At 51.1% G+C, this 20300-nt stretch carries 15 protein-coding genes; 1 reads left to right on the top strand and 14 read right to left on the bottom strand.

What is annotated here, in order from left to right:
• Window positions 1-30: 30 nt before the first annotated feature.
• The 9 genes from BLP78_RS06890 to xrtB form a co-directional block, all read right to left on the bottom strand.
• Window positions 31-1350: a phenylacetate--CoA ligase family protein gene (locus BLP78_RS06890; protein ID WP_143002903.1), complete on the bottom strand. Its 1320-nt coding sequence runs from the start codon at window positions 1348-1350 to the stop codon at window positions 31-33.
• Between the two features lie 127 nt (window positions 1351-1477).
• Window positions 1478-2548, bottom strand: coding sequence for a glycosyltransferase family 4 protein (locus BLP78_RS06885; RefSeq protein WP_176752805.1), 1071 nt, complete (start codon window positions 2546-2548; stop codon window positions 1478-1480).
• A 228-nt stretch (window positions 2549-2776) separates the two neighbouring features.
• Window positions 2777-3796 carry a glycosyltransferase family 2 protein gene (locus BLP78_RS06880; protein WP_218118933.1) on the bottom strand — a complete coding sequence of 340 codons (1020 nt, stop codon included), beginning with the start codon at window positions 3794-3796 and terminating at the stop codon, window positions 2777-2779.
• A gap of 619 nt (window positions 3797-4415) precedes the next feature.
• A complete protein-coding gene (locus tag BLP78_RS06875) occupies window positions 4416-5117 on the bottom strand; it encodes a class I SAM-dependent methyltransferase (protein ID WP_090457864.1) in 702 nt (233 codons plus the stop codon).
• A 274-nt stretch (window positions 5118-5391) separates the two neighbouring features.
• Entirely contained in the window at window positions 5392-6918 is a 1527-nt protein-coding gene (locus BLP78_RS06870; RefSeq protein ID WP_090457861.1) for a lipopolysaccharide biosynthesis protein, read from the bottom strand.
• 667 nt (window positions 6919-7585) lie between these two features.
• Complete coding sequence (locus tag BLP78_RS06865; protein WP_090457859.1) at window positions 7586-9853, bottom strand: beta-galactosidase; 2268 nt, start codon at window positions 9851-9853, stop codon at window positions 7586-7588.
• 365 nt (window positions 9854-10218) lie between these two features.
• Window positions 10219-11688, bottom strand: a complete 1470-nt coding sequence (locus BLP78_RS06860; protein ID WP_090457857.1) for an O-antigen ligase family protein — start codon at window positions 11686-11688, stop codon at window positions 10219-10221.
• A gap of 322 nt (window positions 11689-12010) precedes the next feature.
• Window positions 12011-12703 carry an exosortase-associated protein EpsI, B-type gene (epsI, locus tag BLP78_RS06850; RefSeq protein WP_090457853.1) on the bottom strand — a complete coding sequence of 231 codons (693 nt, stop codon included), beginning with the start codon at window positions 12701-12703 and terminating at the stop codon, window positions 12011-12013.
• Window positions 12704-12705: 2 nt separating this feature from the next.
• Window positions 12706-13626: an exosortase B gene (gene xrtB / locus BLP78_RS06845; RefSeq protein WP_090457850.1), complete on the bottom strand. Its 921-nt coding sequence runs from the start codon at window positions 13624-13626 to the stop codon at window positions 12706-12708.
• Between the two features lies 1 nt (window position 13627).
• Here xrtB and BLP78_RS06840 point away from each other — a divergent pair, with 1 nt between their 5' ends.
• A complete protein-coding gene (locus BLP78_RS06840; RefSeq protein ID WP_176752803.1) occupies window positions 13628-14002 on the top strand; it encodes a VanZ family protein in 375 nt (124 codons plus the stop codon).
• Between the two features lie 200 nt (window positions 14003-14202).
• On the opposite strand, the gene epsG is transcribed toward BLP78_RS06840, so the two are convergent.
• The 5 genes from epsG to epsL form a co-directional block, all read right to left on the bottom strand.
• Complete coding sequence (gene epsG / locus BLP78_RS06835; RefSeq protein ID WP_090457848.1) at window positions 14203-15132, bottom strand: chain length determinant protein tyrosine kinase EpsG; 930 nt, start codon at window positions 15130-15132, stop codon at window positions 14203-14205.
• A 21-nt stretch (window positions 15133-15153) separates the two neighbouring features.
• Window positions 15154-16536, bottom strand: coding sequence for a chain length determinant protein EpsF (gene epsF / locus BLP78_RS06830; RefSeq protein WP_090457846.1), 1383 nt, complete (start codon window positions 16534-16536; stop codon window positions 15154-15156).
• A gap of 16 nt (window positions 16537-16552) precedes the next feature.
• Window positions 16553-17350, bottom strand: a complete 798-nt coding sequence (gene epsE / locus BLP78_RS06825; RefSeq protein ID WP_090457844.1) for a polysaccharide export protein EpsE — start codon at window positions 17348-17350, stop codon at window positions 16553-16555.
• Between the two features lie 42 nt (window positions 17351-17392).
• Window positions 17393-18343, bottom strand: a complete 951-nt coding sequence (locus tag BLP78_RS06820) for an EpsD family peptidyl-prolyl cis-trans isomerase (RefSeq protein ID WP_090457841.1) — start codon at window positions 18341-18343, stop codon at window positions 17393-17395.
• Between the two features lie 559 nt (window positions 18344-18902).
• Complete coding sequence (gene epsL, locus BLP78_RS06815) at window positions 18903-20186, bottom strand: XrtB/PEP-CTERM-associated polysaccharide biosynthesis outer membrane protein EpsL (RefSeq protein ID WP_090457839.1); 1284 nt, start codon at window positions 20184-20186, stop codon at window positions 18903-18905.
• Window positions 20187-20300: the final 114 nt, after the last annotated feature.

The raw sequence follows: 20300 nt of genomic DNA, 5'->3' as shown, positions 1-20300 counted from the left end.
CCTCATCGGCCTCCTATTGGCTATTACTGATCACGAGGCTGTCTTTTCGCTCCCTTGCATGCTCCCGGTCGCAGCGAGCGCGGCATCCACATCATCCACTCTCATCACGAATCGGTGCTTGCCGTTTGCCATCGGTACGAAAGATAAATTCTCTACAAAACTAATATTATCAAATACGAGGGCCGCCTGAATCCTCTTCCGATAGATTAACCATGCATTTTCCGCTTCGCGGCAGTGTAGATTGACCACCAGATTGCACCGGTCGTATAGGACCTGAAAAGCAAGAATTCTGCCGTCTTCGCGGAACATATGGGTAAAGAATTCAGAATGTACCGTACTGCCCGCCTGATCAAAAACCAGATCGTTGGAACGCCCGATCACCTCGCGGATCAGTGGAAAGCCCCGGCCGCAGGGACAAGGGTTATCATCCATCACCACTAGGTCACCAGTATCATAGCGTGGCAAAAAAAAGGTCTGATTGGAAAGATCGGTGGAAATAAGCTTACCGGATTCAAGTACTTCCGGGTAGCTGCGAGTGGTAATAAGATGAAGGCCTTGTTTGAGTTCACACTCATAAGCTGAAACGCCCCCATCGTTACATCCATATTGGTTCAAGCAAGGCGCGCTAAAAGCTGTTTCGATCGTCTCGCGCATCACTGGTGTCAACACTTCCGCCGTACATACGATGCCCCGCAACGCAAAGCGTAGGCGTCGAGACCCCAGAATGTGTCGGGCGAGTTGGTAAATTGCCGATGCATAGCCATAAAGTAGCCGGAAGCCGCCCGAGGCAATTGCTTCCGCATAGCTTCGCATCCGCTCCTGCGACAGATCGAAGGCTGAGAACAGGGTTATGTTCATAAGTTTGTGGTAAACCTTCTCTTTGTAGCCAGTACCGAATAACGATGAGCCAGCAAAGAAAGCTACCGGCTCGCCCAATCGATAACCAGTCACGCGCCAGCTTAACAGGATTCCGGCCCAAAGATAGGATTGGGAGGATGTGCCCGTGAAATAGACAAACGGCTCTCCAGTGGAGCCGCCGGTCTTCTTTCGTATGCGCTTACCACTGTAGCCAGGATTCATGAGGCACTCACGGTGGCGGTTCGCAAACGCCTTGTCGATCACAGGTAATTGTTCAAAAGAATGGTAGTTGGCGTAGAGCGGAATGCAATCCCGGAGCGTATCGAAATAGTTTGTTAGCGACTGTTTCTGCCGCTGCTGGATGGTGACGGGTGATTCGAACTGGACACTTTCTAATTGGCAAAGTAAATCTAACGCGCTGGTCCTGCGCATCATATCAATGAGAAAAAATCCTCTATGGCCTAACATCGATAACTTTCCTCGCTCAATCAACGTTGCAGGATCCAAAAGATCAAAAACAGATTACCAAGCGTTTAGCGGCGCTATTAGGTTCCAACGCAATACCTTTGAGGTTGAGCCGGCCATATCTCAGGCATCCGGATGCATTTGTTATATTTTCTTAGGCCTCAATCGTGATTTTGCTCACATTAGGGAGCAGGCCGAAGCGTGCCCATATCGCCTCAAGTTGCGGAAACACTACCTCATCAGAGAATATGTGTTGTATGCGTCTTCTGCCGTTAGCGCCCAAGCGCTGCCGAAGCGGCTCATCATCGAGTAACTGGCGCAGTGCCGCTGTCAATCCGCTGATATCACCGGGCTGTACCATAACGCCCTCTTCACCCTGCCGCACCACCTCGGGAATACCGCCTACCGGAGTGGTGATCACCGGCACCCCCCATGCCATGGCTTCCAGCACTGAAATGGGTAAGCCCTCATTATATGAGGGCAATACAAATATCGACGCCGTCGATAATAGCGCCTCTTTATCTTCGCCCGTTACCCATCCCAGCAATTGCACCCTCTCCGAAACACCCAACTGTCGCGCGAGTTTGCTTGCCTCATTGACATCGCCATCACCCCCGAGCGCCAATTTCACATCCCCACTCACAACAGCGAACGCCCGGATCAGATCGAAAGCTCCCTTGCCCGTCCCGATCCGTCCGAGAAAAAGAATCCCATTCCTGACCTCGTTGTGCCCGGGCGTTTTTCGCCTGGGCAATGATACCGAGTTGTAAACGACCTCCACCTGCGCCCCCGGCACCATCTCGCGCAACTTAGCCGCCCAGCTCACCGATAAAGCTATTACAGTCGCCGCGTTTCTCAAAAGAACACGGATGATTTGACGCCGTAAAGGGCCGCATTCTCCGCGGAAAAACTCCTCGAACTGGCCCCCATGCATATGTAACACGTAGGGGACACGAAACAGGATGGCAGTGAAGGCAAAAATGGATTTCCTCCAAACGCTTGCTCTAGATGCGACATGAATATGGATCAAACCAACATGACCCTTGATGAGAAGAGCAATCATTCGCCAGTAGGCAAAAAGAGCTGTCGTCAATTTTTTCCAAGTAGAACCGTCTACATGGGTGAAGAGGTAAGTTATCCGCCATTTGTCAAACAGCCCGGTCTGGCGGTATTTCGCGACAACGGCCGCGATTCCACCTTTTGCATAAGGGTGAGTTCCAATCATGAGCAACTCCTGTCGAGCGTCCGAGTGCTTCATATTTTAAAAATATAATTCCTCACAGAAAAATAGTTCAACACCTTACCGACAAAAAGATATTTTGTAATTTTGCCCCGAGCGGGTTGAGGTGCTGCATTCCTGCTATTAGTTTGCCCATATATTGAGGTGCATGTAGAGAACCAAAAAGATCTTGCGCTTGAAATGCTGAAGAGGTATACGTCGTGCTTGGCTGAGCTAGGTTATCTCACGCGCGGCGATCGGTGCATTGGGATCCGCCAGAGCTCGACTCGCACCGAGCAGTGCAGCCACGGTCAAGATATGCCAGTTGACAAGAGAGAACCCGGCAAGTGCCATATTGCGTTTTTTGATATAGAGCGCAAGCCATATACACATCCATGCGCCAAACTCTAGGAACAGCCATGCTTCAAGAGTATCAGGTAAACCGCCTCCACGCATCACCGCTATTCCGAAGGTCGTGAGGTGTATGGCAGGTGTGAAAACCAGAGGCCATTGGTTGCACACCGCATGCCACCACCAGGTTTTACCAAAAGCCAAACGCAACAATATGCCGCCAGCATGAGCGCGACCACTCTTCCAGAGCCGGCGCAGGATACCCCAATTTGATTCCGCATGGCCGGTATGCAACACTGCCACATCCGGAAGACGAAACAAGCGCCAACCTGCGGCACGTAAACGAAAGCCTAGCTCAGCCTCCTCAAAGGCCGGAAGCCAGCGGTGGGCCAGGTAACCCACCGATTCGATTGCCTCGCGTCGATAAAGACCGCCCCCGCCCAATTTATTCACCTCTGTTGGATCGTTCACGCTCCCGACCGTTTCGGCCCGTTTCGCGTCCATCGCGTTGCGGATCTGGGTATCGAGGAGCTTGCCTCCCACCCCTGCAACGTCAGGCTCGGCGGCTAGCACCTCCAATGCCCTTGCTATGAATCCCGGTTGCAACTCCATATCACCGTCGAGAACGTAGATATACTCTCCCGCGGCGAATTGATAACCTAGTTGCACCGCAGCACCGCAGCCGCAATCTTCAGTGCGAGAAAACTGTACGATACGGACGGGATAGGAGCCCGCAATTTCGACAGTCCGATCGGTTGAAAGTGAATCAACGAGAATCACTTCCCCATCAATCGATTGCGCCTCGCGAACGGCAGCAACCAAACAGTTAGCAATCCGCGCTTCTTCATTGAATGCCTTAATAAGAATACTAACGGAACCCTTGCGCTTCATCGCGATACTCATGCTCCGAACCTTCCGATGTAAAAATCGTCACGTTGGTCACATCGTATTGGAACATCAACTGGCACCGCAACATTGAGTACCTCAACTACTATAGGATAAGTCCTTACCGGCTTGCCATGCATGATATCAAACCCTTCAGATCGCTCCCGCTCTCCGAGCGCTAGAAACCAATCTCGCGGCAAGCCGTGGATCGGGACAAAACAATATCTACTGGGTTCAAGCTTGATCACATATTCGACCATTGGCTTTGGGTCATTTATTTTGGAGACGTGATCGGTCCGATGTGAGTTTCTCCAGACCGAAGCTTACGGGTAAAATAATCTTGCAGGCCGACACGTTGATGGAATATTATCAGAAATGGCATTAAAACTGGTACATACGCCTTAATCTGACCTACTCAATTAACTACTTTTCCCGTTGTCGCCCCCAAAATCTCAGCATACTTATTTTTGATTGTTGAGAAGCTTTGAAGGCCGGAAAAACTCATCTTACATATGTTATATGTAGGTTTCGTTTCAATCTGCCAATCTGCAAAAATATCCGGCGAAAGCGGAAAACGCAAAGCTATCGATCTGCACGAGGTCTGATACAAAGTCGGCTATAGAACTTCCGTGATTTTCTACTTAGCCAGAACCAATAATGAAAATCCACCTAATACTCTTACAGCCAGATCAGAATGAAGTTGAAAGAAAAGCTTCCTAGGCACTTTCATGAGATTGGTTTTCCAACCATGATTGGAAAGCTCTAGCGAACCGCTTGTATAGCAGTAATCCACCACCTCATATCCTGTATCTCGTAGGGTTGCCAAGGCTGTTTCCTTCATAAAATAGTGGATGTGACCCACTGATGACCTGGAGCGTAATATTGGGGAGAGGCGAAAAACTGATTGAACGGATAAATCCAGAGGGATATGAAACACTTTATATACAGCTTTCTTTTTAACTTTTCTTAGAAATCCAAAGTAATCCTCAACGTGTTCAAATACGTCAATGGCCATCAATACATCGAACGCGGGATCTTCATGGTCAAGTAGATTTTCGAGAAAAAAATGAAGATTCTCTCTTTCTTTATTCTTGCAGATCGCAAAAGCTTGAGGGGAAATTTCATATCCGGAAAAAATTACTTCGCCACCGTATTGATGTGATAGACAGTTCAGTATTTCACCAGCTCCACATCCTACTTCACATAATGTCAAAGGAGTAACGCTATTTTTTTTGAGTATCTTTAATATCTGCTTTGCTTTCCATGCCGAATCCTCTTGATGCCAAGTTGGATGGTTCTCCAAATACGTCCCATCCTTATAAATATTGCCAGCGTTCATATTTGCTTCCCCCTATTACAGTATCTTCCAGAAGAGATACGCTACGGTCGGCCACCCCATGATGCCAAATATTGAATACCGTGGTGCAGCAACCTGATCGTCTGCGCATTCCTGCTTCGATATCCTTATCATCCTTTTCTTCAATGTGATTTCAATTTTACATCACCCTCGGAAAACGATTATTCGGGGAAGTTCACTGCTAATCAGCGAGCACATCTATCTGCGGAAAAGCCACGCAATCTCAGCGTCAGCTGGGTGCTCGGTGGTTTATAAATTACCAAACAAAAATCTTACGGCCGAGCAAATGGTTCAGGCTCGCCCGTTCTTCTACTCGAAAAGGTTTGAGGAGATAAGATGCCAACATAAAAAAACCGCAGGCAAGTGCAGCCATGATGGCCAATCCCGACCAGCCGTGTGTCGGTATTGCAATCTGTTGCGCCAGCAAGAATCCTGTTAAAGCCGCCGCCGCCAGTTTATAAATTCCGATAACATCGGGTCTGTAAGTGGTGGTACGCACCAGTGCAATAATAACCGTGGCGTTGAATATCATTTCGCTCACAACAATTGCGATGATGGGGCCCCACAAACCCAGACCGGATTTTAGCAGCGAATAAGTCAAAGGCAACACCAGTATTCCAAAAGCCGCCCCCCGCAAACATAGATGACTCTTACCGCTGGCTACCGCCACAGTCTCCAGTATCTGACGCTGACTGTAGAGAACGAGTGCCATCAACAAGCCTGCCAGGTAATGGCCTGACTGCATGAACTTGCCACCACTGAGCAGGGTTAACAGTTCGCCTCCGGCAAGCCAGACGAATACCAGGATGGGCATCAAAACAAACAGGCTCAGTTTCCCGACGAGATTGACGTTGCGTGTCAATTCCACCATACCACCTTCTCCTACATAAGAGGCCACCAGCTTGGGCCTGATCAGACTGAACAGCATAGTCGCCGGAAGATAGCGGGAGATTTGCCCGTAGAGCCTGAGCAAAAAGCCAAACAGCGCGGTAACTTCCAGACCGAGATAACGCTGAATCAAAAATACGAAGATTTGTGGGCTATAAGTTAGCGTTACGAGGTGGCTGGAATACATATGGCGGGCCATAAGCCACATAACAGGCCAGCTTGGCGGTTGCCACCCATCCCGTTTCAATAAACCGCCATGCGTGCGCAAATGCTTGACCAAGCTGTATAAGGCGAGCATTGTGCCTAAGGCGGATGCCGTTATCTCGGCCAGTACCACTTGGTCTAGATGAACCGCTCCATGTACCGCTGTGATACTCAGGAACAACAGCAAGGCAGCGTTACGCGTCACAAGGCTTATTTGCGCTTGGCCCTGTTGCAAAAGAGGTTCCAGGATGCTTTCACGGAGGTGCCGGCCAAAACCATCCACGAGCATCACGAGCAGATAAAGCCGCGCTATATCCACTTGGTGCGCAAGTTTCAGAGGGATCAGAAGCCAAGGCATCACCACATAAAGCAGCAGCGAACCAGCGACTAGAACAAAGCCGATCCAGGTGGTAATCTTCCAAACGAAATGCGCGAGTATTTCGCCGCTAGCGTGCAGACGAAACTCCGGTAAATAGCGCGCCGCAATCCACGGCAGGCCGAGTGACGCTATTGCCAGCGCAAATTCCATTCCGGCGATCAATGTCACGTAGGCCCCGTATTCTTCCACAGCCAGCAAGCGCACCAGCCAAAACAAAATAATCAAGGTGAATAGAGCGGAGATTGCTTTGCCGATGAGAAAATGCGCGGCGCTACGCTTGAGCGCATGGCGGGAATAAGGCGAAGCACTCATAAATGATTCTCGGTAGCTAGGGCAGCATGCCTCATGACACAGCCAAGCAAGACAACTACCAGCATGGCAAACCTTCGAAACTTATACCGAGCAGTAGCAGATAAAAAGGAATAAACGTATGACAACAGCTTAACAACTCGTCTTGCGTAAATAGCGACTTGTGTCGTCGATGAAATAGATTTCTCCGAAAAGTGGCGAGCGGGAATTCGCATGGATAGGCTGCGCATGACCACGCCCCTCGTTGCACTGATGCAACGGGGCTATAAAAATCTTGAAATGAGATATTTGAATAGCTGTAAGATTTACAGGTACTGTAAGAATTATAGCTTGGGTGGTTAAGATTCATATCTGAAGCAGGAGAGATCGAATCTGATCTCTCCTTGGATTTCCAACCCTGCATCCGGCACAAGCTGTTTCCGCCCAGGGACCTGATAACCAGGACTGCTTCATGGTTCGTTTGCTACAGGATACAGCTCAATCGGCAGCTTAACGCAATTCTTGTCCTGCTGAGCGTGATCAAACCGGCTTGACTGTAATCCGCCTGATCCGTATCGAAGTCAGGCGGATCAATATCACATTGTTTTTGGAGCAGTAAGTCCCGCAAAGAATTATCTCTCATGTCCGCATCCGGACACAGTGGTTAAAACCGGAATATACCCGCCCTTAATCATTCCCCGGCAATCTCGAAAAAGAGCGCTGGACCGTCCGGTAACGCTGCTGTATCCACGTGCAATTCGATGGCGCCTCCTGCCTGCGTAAGAGGAATCGCCTCACGCCGAGCGCCCCCTAACGTGAGCGGCCACGCCTTGAGCCCGGCACTATTCTCGGCCGCGACACGTAATGTAGCCGAGATCGTCCGAACCTGCGGCGGGAATTTACCCCGGGTTTTAATTGTAGTGCGTTCCGCATCCACGAAGGTCATGCCCGTGTTGATGGCATCGGTCAACACCCACAGCAGCAAGTGACGGCTCTGGGCAATCGGCTTTTTGTCCAGCGATGAAACTGCAAACATCGCCGGTCCGCTCGCGGTGCGTACGCTCAACGCACCTACGGAGGCATCACCGCCTTTCAGCGCCAGTGCCACTGTGCGATCGGTTACAACCTGGATAAGGCCGGCCCCAGAGTCGATGACAAGCTGCCCCGTGTCGGATTGGAATAGCTGATTCTCCGGTCGAGAGCGATTACCAGGACCTATTAATCCCACATCCTGCAAGGCTGCTACGGCGTCCGAACGTAGATCCCGCCCAGCGGCCGGACCATTCGCCGATTTTACAAGCCACCAAGGTTGCGATCCTGTCAGGTTGACCCAGAGTTCGCCAGGTTTTGTCCGCTCTGGTATCGAGCCGAAGTCCAGCCCCAGGGGAGAAATGAAGGCCAACTTTGAAAGCGGCTCAGGCAGGTGTTCCTGACCACCGTTTCTGGCCATCATCTTATCAGCATCCATGTGCACGTGGATGCGCTTCTGTGAACTCGCGACATCGCCCCGCAGATACAGCATGGCGGCGAGACGCTCAGCGGCGTGAGCGATCGGATCGCCTCCAACGCTGAATGGGTAGATCGCTTGCCGCCGCACGAACGGCGACGGGCCGTAATCGAACTGAATGGGTGATTCGGCAAATTGGCAAATCATATCCCAGTCTTGATGCGCCGCAAATGCAGGCATCAAGGCGGCCGATTCGTGCCGCCATTGATTCCAGAATGGTTGCCCGTACTCACTCACAGTAAATGGCTTGCCCCACTGTCGCGCGTTGCTGAGCCCGCGTATATATTGAGCCATATCTTTATGTAAGCTCGACTGCATCATTCGTGAGCCCGGATCGCCACCTTTGCTGGGCAAACCGGCGGAGTAGCTGTGCATGTCCACCCATTGCAGGTTGGAACGAGTAATGTCCGAGCTAATAATACCCCAATTGTCGAAAGCGGTAGTCAAGCCCTTGAAGCCCAGGTCGCGCACCCGTTTCTCCATCGCGCGATAGCCCCGCTGTTCCAAGTCGACAACGAAGCGCATAAAATCGATATCGCGGGGTCCTTTTCCCCGCACCACGACAGGCAGGTCGATTGTTCCGGTGAGGGACTCCTGAGGCTTTAGCTCAGCGCCCCAGGCTGACCGTAACGCCGTATCGTTGCTGTAACGCGCCTTCAGCCAATCACGGAACTGCGGAGCCAACTCTAGTGGATATAACGGGCCGTAGCCGGCTTTTGCCGGGTATGGCCGATAGATCTCGACGAGATAAAAAAAACTTCCCTCATTAACCAGGATAATGCCCAACATCGCGGGGTCCTTTAGGGGAGCAATTCCCGTATAGGGATTTTTCGCTCCCCACAACCGCTCGATAAGGGTCGCCCAATGGGCGAAACCCTTCGGATCGGTGAGCACATCCATTTTGGCGCGGTATTTTCTTACCCAGCGATGAGGGCGCACATCGCCCCAGGCGCCGTTGTCGGACGTCATGCCATCGACGATCCAATAAATACCCGCCGCCTTGAGCTGGGCGAGCAGGTAATGCAGGCGGTCTAATTGCTCAGGATCAAAGTCGAAATCCTTGAAACGGCCGGTCATCAGGAGTGGGTCAACATTATGTATGCGAACCAGGTTATAGCCTGTGCGCGTGAGCTCCCTTACAAGCCGGTCACTTCCGGCTTTGTCCGGCATCCCTCCACTCAGCGGGCTTAGGGCCAACGAGGCACAAAGGAAGCGCTCTGGAGTGCTGCGGCGCTCGAAGCCAATATGCCCGTCTGGTAACACAATGACCGAGCCGTGCTTGCCTGCGGGTCCGGTTGGGACCAGGGCAGAGAAATCAAGGGCACTCCCGGAAGAAACGGTAATGTCATGATCTGTAACTGTTTTCCAGTTATCCTCGGCCAACGCGCTCCGCACCATAAATAATGTTATCAGGAACGGTACAATGACGAGACTGCGAAGTAATGGGAACATTTGCAAGTCCTCCTACGGTTGTGTGTCGCTAGACTGCAAGAATAGATAACACCCTCTCTTGCGACTTCCGGCGCCTCGTGCGTTTGATCTGGCAAAAAGTGTATGGCCATTTGCTCATCTGCCCATCCTCGATAACCACATGAATCTGGTGTTTCCTTCTCCACGCGCCTTGCCGACCAATCATGATTTTTTTATGCCTTGGTGCCGAGTGAACCTTCATTATGGCGCTGCCTGGAATCTTGATACGTATTATGCTGCGACCGACGGAACACGTGATACGCGCTCGGCTCCTGCCCTGCCAGCATATCCGCAGTAGATCCTGCGCCAGCGGGTCAAAACGCTTTGGCAGGCCGAGCCCGATGCAGTCATGCTCGAACACGAACGGAACGATAATGAGAACTTGCGGGTTCGAAAGACTTGCGTGGTCTGGCGCCCCTGTCGATCACATAGATAAAATGAGCCATCATTGCAAAAAGCTCTGCTGAAAGAAGCGTGTTGAGTTGAATATTTGCCTCGAAGGCAGATCGCATCAGGAGGACGGCGAGCAGAGCTATGCTTCCGCCTCGGGTGGGTTTGGCTGCACGTATTGAGTACCGGATAAGAAAATATAAAAAAACCAATAATGCGGCAAGCCCGATGAACCCTGATCGGCTGAATATTTGCAAGAAGAGGTTGTGCGCAGTGAAAGCAGTTGCCAAGCCGAGCCGGAGGCGACTCTCAAGTCCCCAAAAATCTGCGCCCTGCCCAAATAAAGGGTTTTCCAATCCGGCGTTAATCGCTGCGACCCATATCGACGTTCGTCCAGTTGCCGTGGATAGAGTACCCACTGCACGCGCATCCAAATGGCTCTGAAGCGCGTCAAGTATGTCCGTGTCGAAGAACATTGCGAATGCCCCACCCACTACAATTGAAATAATGAAACCGCCCAATAAGGCGATCGGGATTAAGTTCCCGTCTTTACGGTCGGCAATGGCCCCATTGGTTCGGCTCAATAACCGCCAGCAAAAAATGATAAAAAAACCTACGAATGCGGCTGCAATTGATGCTTTGGACTGCGTCAGAATCAGCGTCAGGCTGGCTGCGGAAAGTATGCTCGTTCTAACCCATGCTCTAGCTGACGGCTCGGCCAATTCCAGCACGAGAAACATGCTTGCAACCGCACCGAGCCCATTCGCATGCGATGTCACTCCCCACAACCTTGAATCAAAACCCGGAATCAGCCCAACATAACCGGGCTGAAAGACAAGCCGGGGCGCAACTATCGCTGCGATCAAGCTGGAGAATACTATCAAGCCAAGACACTGTTTCCCGACAATAACCGGGTCGATTCTTGACAATCTGACCCAGAGAAACAATGCGATATATGTGAAAAGTGGGTAAATCAGGTTTACATGGAAGTAATAACGCTGCCCGAACAGAATTGGTAAAATATTAGAAGCAACGTAGAACACCACGAACGCGATAGTGATGTCATCTGGCGCTTTCAGCCCTCGGCTATCAAATCGGTCAAAGCTGGCTTTATAATTTTTGAAATTGAAAAGCCAAGCTGCACAGAGTGCCACGGAGCATCCAATCGCAGCTATAAGAAGCAGCTTTGTGGACACGGCACTTCCGACATCGGCTTCGGACGAGACAACCAGGTTTTCGTCCATAAAGGTCAAGACCCGGCCAGACAAGATAGTAGTCACTACGCTCGTGCTCGCGATAAACAGCATTAGATAGCTGAACATTCGAGCTGGCCAACGGAACCCGGCGCCTGCGACAATAACGATTGCCATGGTCGAAAGCAATGCGAGAACAAATGCAGCGAGTGGTAAGACCGTGAGTTGCAGCACAATTAATTTTCGCCAATGATTGAAAGGCCTTTCGTACGAGACGATGCGGACAAAATCGCAGGCATGTACGTGACTCCTGGCGCGATAATAAAGTCCGACGGCTTATCCCGCTGAAATATCAACCATGGCATGTCAGGCGTAATCGCAGGTGTGGTGTCCCACCGCATAGCGCATGGGATGCCAAGGTATAGGCGATACTCCCGGGCGAGCTTGATATGTGCGTATGCAAATGATCTGCGAGTGACAGATTTCGCCGGGAACAGGGCTTTGGTGATTGAATAGCCGCGGTGCGCTGTTATGCTGCCGGTAACCGCAATTTCTTTCATGGATGACCCGAGCCAGGCATGCCATTCAGCTTTTGGCGATGTTCAGAGGTTAACGCGCCAAGCATCTGATCGACAAACTGGGCTTGCATCTCATATGCGCGGGACGCTTCAGCATCGATGGAGGAAACGCGTATCAGCATTCCATCCGGGATTTTCCCATTCAAGCCGTACCTCATTTCCGCAAGTTTTTTTTGAAGACTGCCTTGAAATACGCGATCACCAACCGTTGTCCAGTAAGTGACCGGTTCGTTGCGCTGACCGAGATTGGTCAGGATACGCGTGACTGAAATCAACCCGTTTTCAGTAGTCAAGGTACCCGTTTGTTTACTCTGGAGCGAGAATCCCTGTGCAGGATAGCAAACCTCGGGATAATGCATCTGCATGGAATCCCTCTGGTCGTCTCCATAGGCGATCGCGAGCATGATGCGGTAGTCACGGTTGTCCTTGTAAACACGGCTGAGTGTCTGGGTATAAATTTTTTCAATCATTTCCTGCTGCTGCGGATCGACCATTTGCACCGAGTTCTGCTGCTCTTCGCTCCAATTCCCGAATGTATGCGGAATCATTGTATCCAGATCGACGGCAGGGCCCTGATCGGCAATTTTTTGGGTAGGACGCAGAGCCAGTGCGAGACCTGAGGCCGCAAGCATGAGTATCAAAAGAATCAAATTTCTGAAGAGTAGATTCATTGTTACGTTCCGCTCAACGTTCCATTACTGCCGCGCTGCAGCTTGACGCCGAGCTGCAGCAGCGAATCTACTCCAATGATCAGCAGCAGGGCGCTGAGGAAAAGCACCATGCCTGCGAATCCATGTAAAAAACCCTGCCCGGCTTCATCACCAAAATGATAGGTAATGAGCGTTAATACGATCACACGGATGACGTTAGCGGTAAAGGAGATGGGCACGATCAGAATGGCTAAGGTAACGTTACGGAACAGGGAGTCGTGCCGGATAATGTTAAGGTAGAGCAAACCCAGCGCCTCAAGTGTAAAAAGGGTATGCAACCCCGCGCAAGCGTCAGCTACCAGCAGTTTGTATTGCCCGATCTGGAGTATGACGCCCGTGCGGGCAATGGGATAGTTCGACCAGAAAAGAATGCTTTCAGCCACATAAGAAACCGCCATCTTCATCGGCATCGTCAGGGTATCTACCACGGTGGCGGGTAAGGGAATCATGAAAAGCATGAAGAAAAGCGGAAACCATTGTGCCTTGAGTGCGGCGCTGCCGCGCATGAGCAAAAGTATGGCGGCCAGCATCCAGATGACTGAACCGATCTCCATGAGCAGAATGCCTTGCGAACGGCCAATCACATAGAGCAGCAATGCGAAGATAAAAATGGGCCAGCCAGCTGAAGGCGCCACTGGCTGATTTTCGCTCAAGCGCCACATTTCCGGCCATTTACGATAAATAAGCCAGCAAGCGATACCGAGTACAATCGGACCATGCGCCTGCTGATCGGTACTCCAGATGCCGCGAAAGAGATCGACCAGACTGGGTAAATACAGTACGATTAATCCGGCAATAATCGGTAGCCAGATGAGCAGCCAACCGCGCCAGCCTTCCGGTTGTCCAGATGATCCGTTGAACGTAGTTGCCAAATTGGTACTCATTTTGTTTTTACAACATGCGCTATCCCGTCACCTTCGTATCGCAGCCACACTGCTGGCGCTCGGGATTACGGTTAGCTTGTTCATCGGAGGGGCGCAACCAATTGCTGTGAATCTGGTGCCGGAGCCATGGGACAAATTGCTTCATGGCATCGTGTTTGCATTGCTCGCCTGGGCACTTGGCTTTGCTAGCGGGTTCTACGGGTGGCGCAGCCTGGCTGTTGCGTTTTTCGGCTCGCTGCTGGTTGGGTTGCTGGATGAGTGGCATCAGTTGTATCTTCCTGGTCGGCAAGCTGGGTGGCCCGACTTTATTGCGGATATGGCAGGGAGTCTCATCGGCACGATATCGCTGGCGTTGTGGAGCAGAAAGCGTGGTTAGAATTCGACAATAGCGGAAAATTCCCATCGTCCAATTCTCCTCACTGATGGGAAAAGAGAAAAAGCGGATAAAAGCGGTGGAGAACACGATTGCCTCCTGATAAAAATACTTGAAGCGCTTTCGGACTACTGCGGAGGCTTGAACTACTCGCTTTTATTGCCAGTTGCAAGCCTGAGGCTTTGCACACGGTTTTTTTTCACTCAGAATTCGTTCAGCACCGAGCCTACCGGCATTGTGCCCGTTTGCTGGAGGCTACGGGCCAGTTCGATTGTTTGCGCGACTGATGTTCGATCTTTGCGGGCGACTATGAGAGCGGCTGATGCGCGCGCCGCAATAATCTGAGCTTCGGCGTATTCGTGCGCGGCAGGCGTGTCAATAATGACAACATCAAAATCACGAACCACCGATTGCAACAATTCGGGAAAGCCGGCCCGGCCGAGCAGTTCTTGCGGATTTGGCGGCACAGCACCGGCTGGCAGCACGGAAAGCCCCAGCAACGAAGGTACGCGTGCAATCGCCTCGATCCCGATACGGCCTGCCAGCATACTGGATAAACCTGCGTTGTTGCCTAACTTGAATAGTTCATGCTGACGCGGTGCCCGCAGATTTGCGTCGATGAGCAAGGTGCGCTTTCCCAGTTGCGAGAAGACGACCGCCAAATTTGCAGCAATGAAGCTGCGTCCTTCCCCTATACCGGGGCTCATGATGGCGAGGGAATTCAATCTGGCTTCAGTATCGAACCACCGCAGCATTAGCTGGCTGCGCAAAGCACGCAATTTCTCGACGATCGGGCTGAACGGTTTATAGGCGGCTACCAGTTGATAGCTGAGGCTGTTATCCCCCGCAGGAAGGTATAGGTTATTAAATTGACGGGAGAGAGCAAAACGAACATCATCCTCCGTAAGCAGGCCCAGCTCAATGGCGGTATCGCCAAAGCGTTTGCCCTGCTCCACCTGCAATCGGAGAATGCGATCCGCGTTCTCGGCGGAGAGGCGTCCGGTATCGACGAGGATGGCCCCTATTGAACTGCCATTCCCGGTGACCCGCGCTTTACCGTAAATGGGAGACTCGTCGGGTTTCGTGGTCTGATTCCGCTTGATGAGCGGGAGGCTAGCGCTTACGGGTTTCATGATCTGGTTCCGTTTTAGGTATTAACCGGCTACCGGGCCGAGCTGCTTGGGAATTTTTTGCGGCGGCCTGCTGGAAATCACCGCAAGTACTGGCAGATCGATGGCCTGGATAAGATCTTCCGATGAACGTACACGACGGCTGCCAAGTTCAAGCATAAATGCAATCGCTATTCCGAGTAAGGTACCGAGGAAAATGGAGATTAGAACGTTGAGCAGGATTCTGGGCCGCGAGTGCTTGGTTGGCATTGTCGCCGGATTCAGAATCGCAATATTGGTCTGAGCCGATAGGCTTTCGAGACGAGTTTGAGCAGAACGCTGGCTCACACCCTCAAAAGTATGCTGGGCAGCTTCCACATCACGTTTGAGTACGGCGATTTCATCGCGCTCCTTGTTGAGTTCGAGTATACGTTTTTTTTGAGACTCCATTGCTTCAAGCAGTTCTTTTTCCTTTTGCTTACCTACCTCGTAGGAGGTACTGATGCTTTCCGAGATTTGCCGGGTTTCGCTAGCCAGCCTCCTCCTGAGCGACGCAAGTTCAGTTTCCGTACGTTTCGTTTGCGGATGATTTACGCCGAGATTTATATTGCTTTCGTGGTGTTTGGCCTCGAGGCGCGCAATGTCCGATTTAAGCATATTAATCATTGGACTTTGCATCACTTCAACCAGTGTTTCGGAGTTGCCGGCGGATTTACGCTTGCTGCTGCTATCCGAAGTTTCAGCCTGCACGTTCGTTAATCGGGTAGATAATTCGTTAAGCTTGGCGGTTTCGTGATCGAGTCGCTCGTCGGTAGCGATGATGCCGGATTTTTGCTGGAATGCCGAGAGTGCCGTCTGGGCTTTTTCCAGTTTCTCACGCACCATTTTGGTCTGATCTTCAAACCAGGTGGCGGATTGACGGGCGGGTGTGACTTTCAACTCCAGGTGAACGTCGATGTAAGCCTGCGCAAAGGCATTTGCCACGGTTGCAACAAAACCGGGCTCAACGCCGCTGAATTCGATGTTGATTACATTGCTTTCACGTGAAGGTCTGACCTCAAGCTTTTGCTTGAGCAGGTCAGCCAGCCAAGTCGTCAGATCCCCTTCACCCTCCATGGCGTCCATCCATTGTTCCCGGATAGCCGGGCTTTCATCCATACGCAGCAGCTTGACCACACGCTGCGCCACACGGTCACTGGTGATGATATCCACCTGTGTCGCCATATATGCGGGCGTTGCCAACCCTGGCATGATCATGCCGGCAACAGGATCAGGCGACCTGACATCGATCACCACGGAACTGGTGGCCGTATACTGCTTGGGTAACAGCAGGCTGATAAAAAGGGTGGCAGCCACTGTAACCAGAAACGTAAGCGCGGCCACCTTGTAGCGTGCCCGGAGAATGAGCAGGAATTGTAGTAGGGTCATTACGCGCCGACCATTATTAGAAGATACTTTCCCGAACGTAAATTATATCGTTGGGCTGCACTGAATCGGTCATCTCCGGCGAGAGTCTTTCCACAATACCCTCAGCGTTTGTTCGATGAAGACGCAACCACCACTCGCTGCCACGCGACGTTGGGCCGCCGCCCTGCGCCAAGGCTTGCATGACCGTCATGCCGCGCTCGATACGATAAGCACCCGGACGCTGAGCTTCACCATAAATATAGAAAACCGGCGCACGATGGATGTAAATCGTGTCTCCTCCCGAAAGAAGGATATCTTCATTCGTTTTCTCGGCGAGGTAGAGCGCGGGAATATCTATCACTTTTCGGAAAGGTTTACCCTCTCGTAAACCGGTAACGATAGCAAAGTCATCCCCTGTTGGCGCCACGCCACCGGCAGCGGCAAGCATGTCGCTTACCCGACTGAGCGTCTCGAGCGGGAAACGGCCGGGCCGGTTGACCTGACCAAGCACGCTTACCTGGTTGCCACGCATCTGCAAGATGATGATGTTAACCTGGGGCTGCCTGACAAAGCCGCCATTCGTCAGTGCGGCGGCAATCTTCCGTTCGGCAGCCGCGATAGCAAGCCCGCCGACTTCGACAGCCCCGACGAGTGGGAAGGTAATGGAACCATTCTCGGACACGCGGGTCTCGGTCGCCAGCTCTGGGTTCTGAAAAACCTGGACACGCACGATATCTCCCGGACCGAGCGGATAGTCGAGAATATCTTGTGCATACGCACTCATGGATAACAGAGTAAATAAAAAAGCGAGTAGCCTTATCAAGGTTTTGGTCATGCTGTCATATTTCCCTTAAGTGTGTGCTAATTAGATGAGGCATCATTTCAAACCCGCAACGCCTTTCTCAATACCGATGTCAATGTCGGACTTTACGGCGCTCACGGATGGCGCTCCGGCGGATTGCGATGCCATACCGGTATCTGTGTCGGAAAATCCACCCATATAGGTAATTTTAGCTTTCTCTTTTAGCCCCTTGAGTTCCTGTTTGGCAGCTTCCGCCATGCGTTGGTTGCCAAGAAACTGCTGGATGCGTGGTAGAGCCGCAGCTTCCGGTATTGGCACGGATTGCGCAGCCGCGAGTCGCATGACAGTGATGGACTGCGGCCCTTGGATGATCAGGCCGTCACCGACTTTGAGCGGATGTATTTTAGGCAGCAACTCAAGAGGAATCTGCTCAGCTGATCGTGTAGCGCTACCGGCTCCAAATTTTATTTCCTTGTCCTTGAGCCAATTGGCGATACTTTCCATGGATTTGCCCGTATTGAGCATTTCTCGCAACTCGCCGTCCAGCCCGGCAGTTACCGGAACCACAATTTCCTGAATGTTGTATATACGACGCTCGGCAAAGAGCTGGGGATTGTCAACGTAATATTGCTTCACTTCCTCAGCAGTCGGCTTCGCCGTTTCCGCAGTCGCTTGCTCGATATATGCCCGGGCAAGAATTTCACGACGCGCGTTTTCAATAGCCATAAGAATATCTGGCGAACGGTCAAGTTTCTTGGCAACGGCTTGTTCAACAGCTAATTCCTGATCAATGAGCTTATCGAGAATTTGACGACGGATTTTAGGCGCTGTTTCAGGCGTGCCAGCGTTAGGGTTTGCTCGAGAAAGTATGTAATTAATCTGGTGAACGGAGATTTCTCCGGAGTTGACTTTAGCGGCAATCTGACTGGCGGGCTTTTCGGTGTCTTTGTTGCCACAAGCAGCAAGCGCCAGTGCCAGCGACGCGGAGAATATTTGCAATATGATTTTTTTCTGGCTGAGTTTCATGTGGGCTTGAGTGAGGGATATCAATAACAACAATGTTCAAAACTTGGATAGGATGTCCTGCATCATGCACCCACCAGCTAAAACCATAGAAAATTAGAACAATAGGCAAGTTTCGGTAAAAAATTACAGATGCATTTTAGACATAAAACATGACATTATCGTGACTTGCTCAATGCTTTATCGAACTCGCTATTCCAGTAATAAGAGAGTCGCTTAATAAAAAGAATATACACGATGCTGACCGTCGTCAATTCGTTTCTGAATGCAAATCTGATGACCTCATAAGAATACTTGAGCGGCAGCAACAGATAAATCAAACCGTTGACTTCGACATTCTGGAGTGGCGCGAAGAATCGCCTGTATCACTTTTGGTTACTGCAAAGTAGCGAGTTTGCACTTTCCGCGCAATAGTCCATACGCACTATCAGAACCTGTATAGCTGGCTTTTTCCGCCATCAGGAGGAAGAGTATCCAACCAGAGCCAGGGTGGCCGACAAGCGAATTACAGTAACCGTGCGCCACTTTTCCATATCTTTTTGAATGCGTGAGTTGTGAGTTATCAGAAATTAAGTTTTACCGAAAAACTGCCTGCAGTACTGTCAAAGTCGAAGCCCCGTAAATTGGACGCACGTCTGTCGCGATGGAAAGCAGCGCTAAGGAAAAGTATCTTGTAAGGTTGCCAATCCAACGCGACGAGGCCGGAGTGGATTGAATCGCTACGGCTAGTCGGAAGTTGAATGATGGCACCGTGCCAATCACTTAGAACATAATCGTAGCGCATGCGCAAGGCAATTTTTTCTGTAATTTGCCATATAGGTGCTATCGAAAAACGGTTATTCGATACGAAACTGCTTGAGAACCGCTGAAAGTTGGGATTCAGAAAGGCGGACCCGACAGTTTGAAAGTTGGAAAGCTGGCGCGCCCAACTGGCGGTAACGTGAACTTTGCTCGTGACTGCCCAGTTTAGATTGAAGTTGCCCACGAAACCGGCAAAATCGCGCTGAGAAAAATGCTTATGTTCACGTGACAGGTATCCCGCCCGCGCGTCGATTGAAGCTTTGCCGGTAACGGGCCATAACAAGCGTAGTTCGTGTTCCATCTCATCGAAGCGGGTATCGAAGAGGCTCGCGACAATGGGTTGTGGTCTGTTGATGAATTCCCCACGACCACTCCTTACCTTATAGGTAAGCGACGCCCCCGACGGGCGGGTGTAGCGGATGCCGCCCTCGACTGAAGAAACTTGGCTGTTAAAGTCCTGCACGGTGATTCTACTATTCTTCGATATGGTGTGATCAATACCACCGACAAGGTGCCACGCCCTGTCAATTTCAAATATTCCTTCAAAATGGTAATTGTCAGCGGTGCGCAGGTTTTGAGTGGTGGAGTTGGCGAAACCCGTCATACTCGCAAAGTTGTTAAGCGCCTCGGTGTGAAACCCGCTCAATCTACCATGAAGATAAGGAGTAGCGTACCAATGCCAGGTTGCCGTATAGTTTTTTCCGAGGAAGTTCAAGAAATCGAAATTGTTGTAGCGGTTATCGACGAGGCTGCCATTGGCCTCGAACCGCTGCATTAAATAAACCTTATTCAGGTTAAGCGCAAAGGTTGACGTTATGATCTGATCGGCTCTAGTAGGTACGCCCACTACCAAAGCAGGATTGATGAGAGGCGATAATCGGAAGACGTTGGTGTCATACATCACCGTGGTGCCAATCGTTGCGCTTAAGGTATCGCCGGGAGCGGCACGAACGTATTGCGGCACCAGCAATAAAAACAGATAGGCGACCGCGAACCAATGGTCATAACGCCGATTATTACGATAGGAAAGAGTCAGCAGCGACATTTTTTTAGTTCTTTCTTTCCGACGACATAATACCGCAGGGGTATCACCTAGAGCATATGGAGAGCAGGTAAACCACGTTTGCAGACAGTAGAAGCGACAGGTTATAGCGGCAGA

It is taken from the genome of Nitrosospira sp. Nsp1, assembly GCF_900100985.1.
Lineage (GTDB): Bacteria > Pseudomonadota > Gammaproteobacteria > Burkholderiales > Nitrosomonadaceae > Nitrosospira.
Note: the sequence above shows the minus strand (reverse complement) of the source record. Positions and strands in the feature narration are given on the sequence as shown.

Excerpts from the sequence above, each read along its gene's own strand:
- epsI (WP_090457853.1), bottom strand. The coding sequence starts at position 12,703 with ATGAATCTACTCTTCAGAAATTTGATTCTTTTGATACTCATGCTTGCG.
- BLP78_RS06870 (WP_090457861.1), bottom strand. The coding sequence starts at position 6,918 with ATGAGTGCTTCGCCTTATTCCCGCCATGCGCTCAAGCGTAGCGCCGCG.
- BLP78_RS06880 (WP_218118933.1), bottom strand. The coding sequence starts at position 3,796 with ATGAGTATCGCGATGAAGCGCAAGGGTTCCGTTAGTATTCTTATTAAG.
- xrtB (WP_090457850.1), bottom strand. The coding sequence starts at position 13,626 with ATGAGTACCAATTTGGCAACTACGTTCAACGGATCATCTGGACAACCG.
- BLP78_RS06820 (WP_090457841.1), bottom strand. The coding sequence starts at position 18,343 with ATGAAACTCAGCCAGAAAAAAATCATATTGCAAATATTCTCCGCGTCG.
- epsL (WP_090457839.1), bottom strand. The coding sequence starts at position 20,186 with ATGTCGCTGCTGACTCTTTCCTATCGTAATAATCGGCGTTATGACCAT.
- epsG (WP_090457848.1), bottom strand. The coding sequence starts at position 15,132 with ATGAAACCCGTAAGCGCTAGCCTCCCGCTCATCAAGCGGAATCAGACC.
- epsE (WP_090457844.1), bottom strand. The coding sequence starts at position 17,350 with ATGACCAAAACCTTGATAAGGCTACTCGCTTTTTTATTTACTCTGTTA.
- BLP78_RS06865 (WP_090457859.1), bottom strand. The coding sequence starts at position 9,853 with ATGTTCCCATTACTTCGCAGTCTCGTCATTGTACCGTTCCTGATAACA.
- epsF (WP_090457846.1), bottom strand. The coding sequence starts at position 16,536 with ATGACCCTACTACAATTCCTGCTCATTCTCCGGGCACGCTACAAGGTG.
- BLP78_RS06875 (WP_090457864.1), bottom strand. The coding sequence starts at position 5,117 with ATGAACGCTGGCAATATTTATAAGGATGGGACGTATTTGGAGAACCAT.
- BLP78_RS06885 (WP_176752805.1), bottom strand. The coding sequence starts at position 2,548 with ATGATTGGAACTCACCCTTATGCAAAAGGTGGAATCGCGGCCGTTGTC.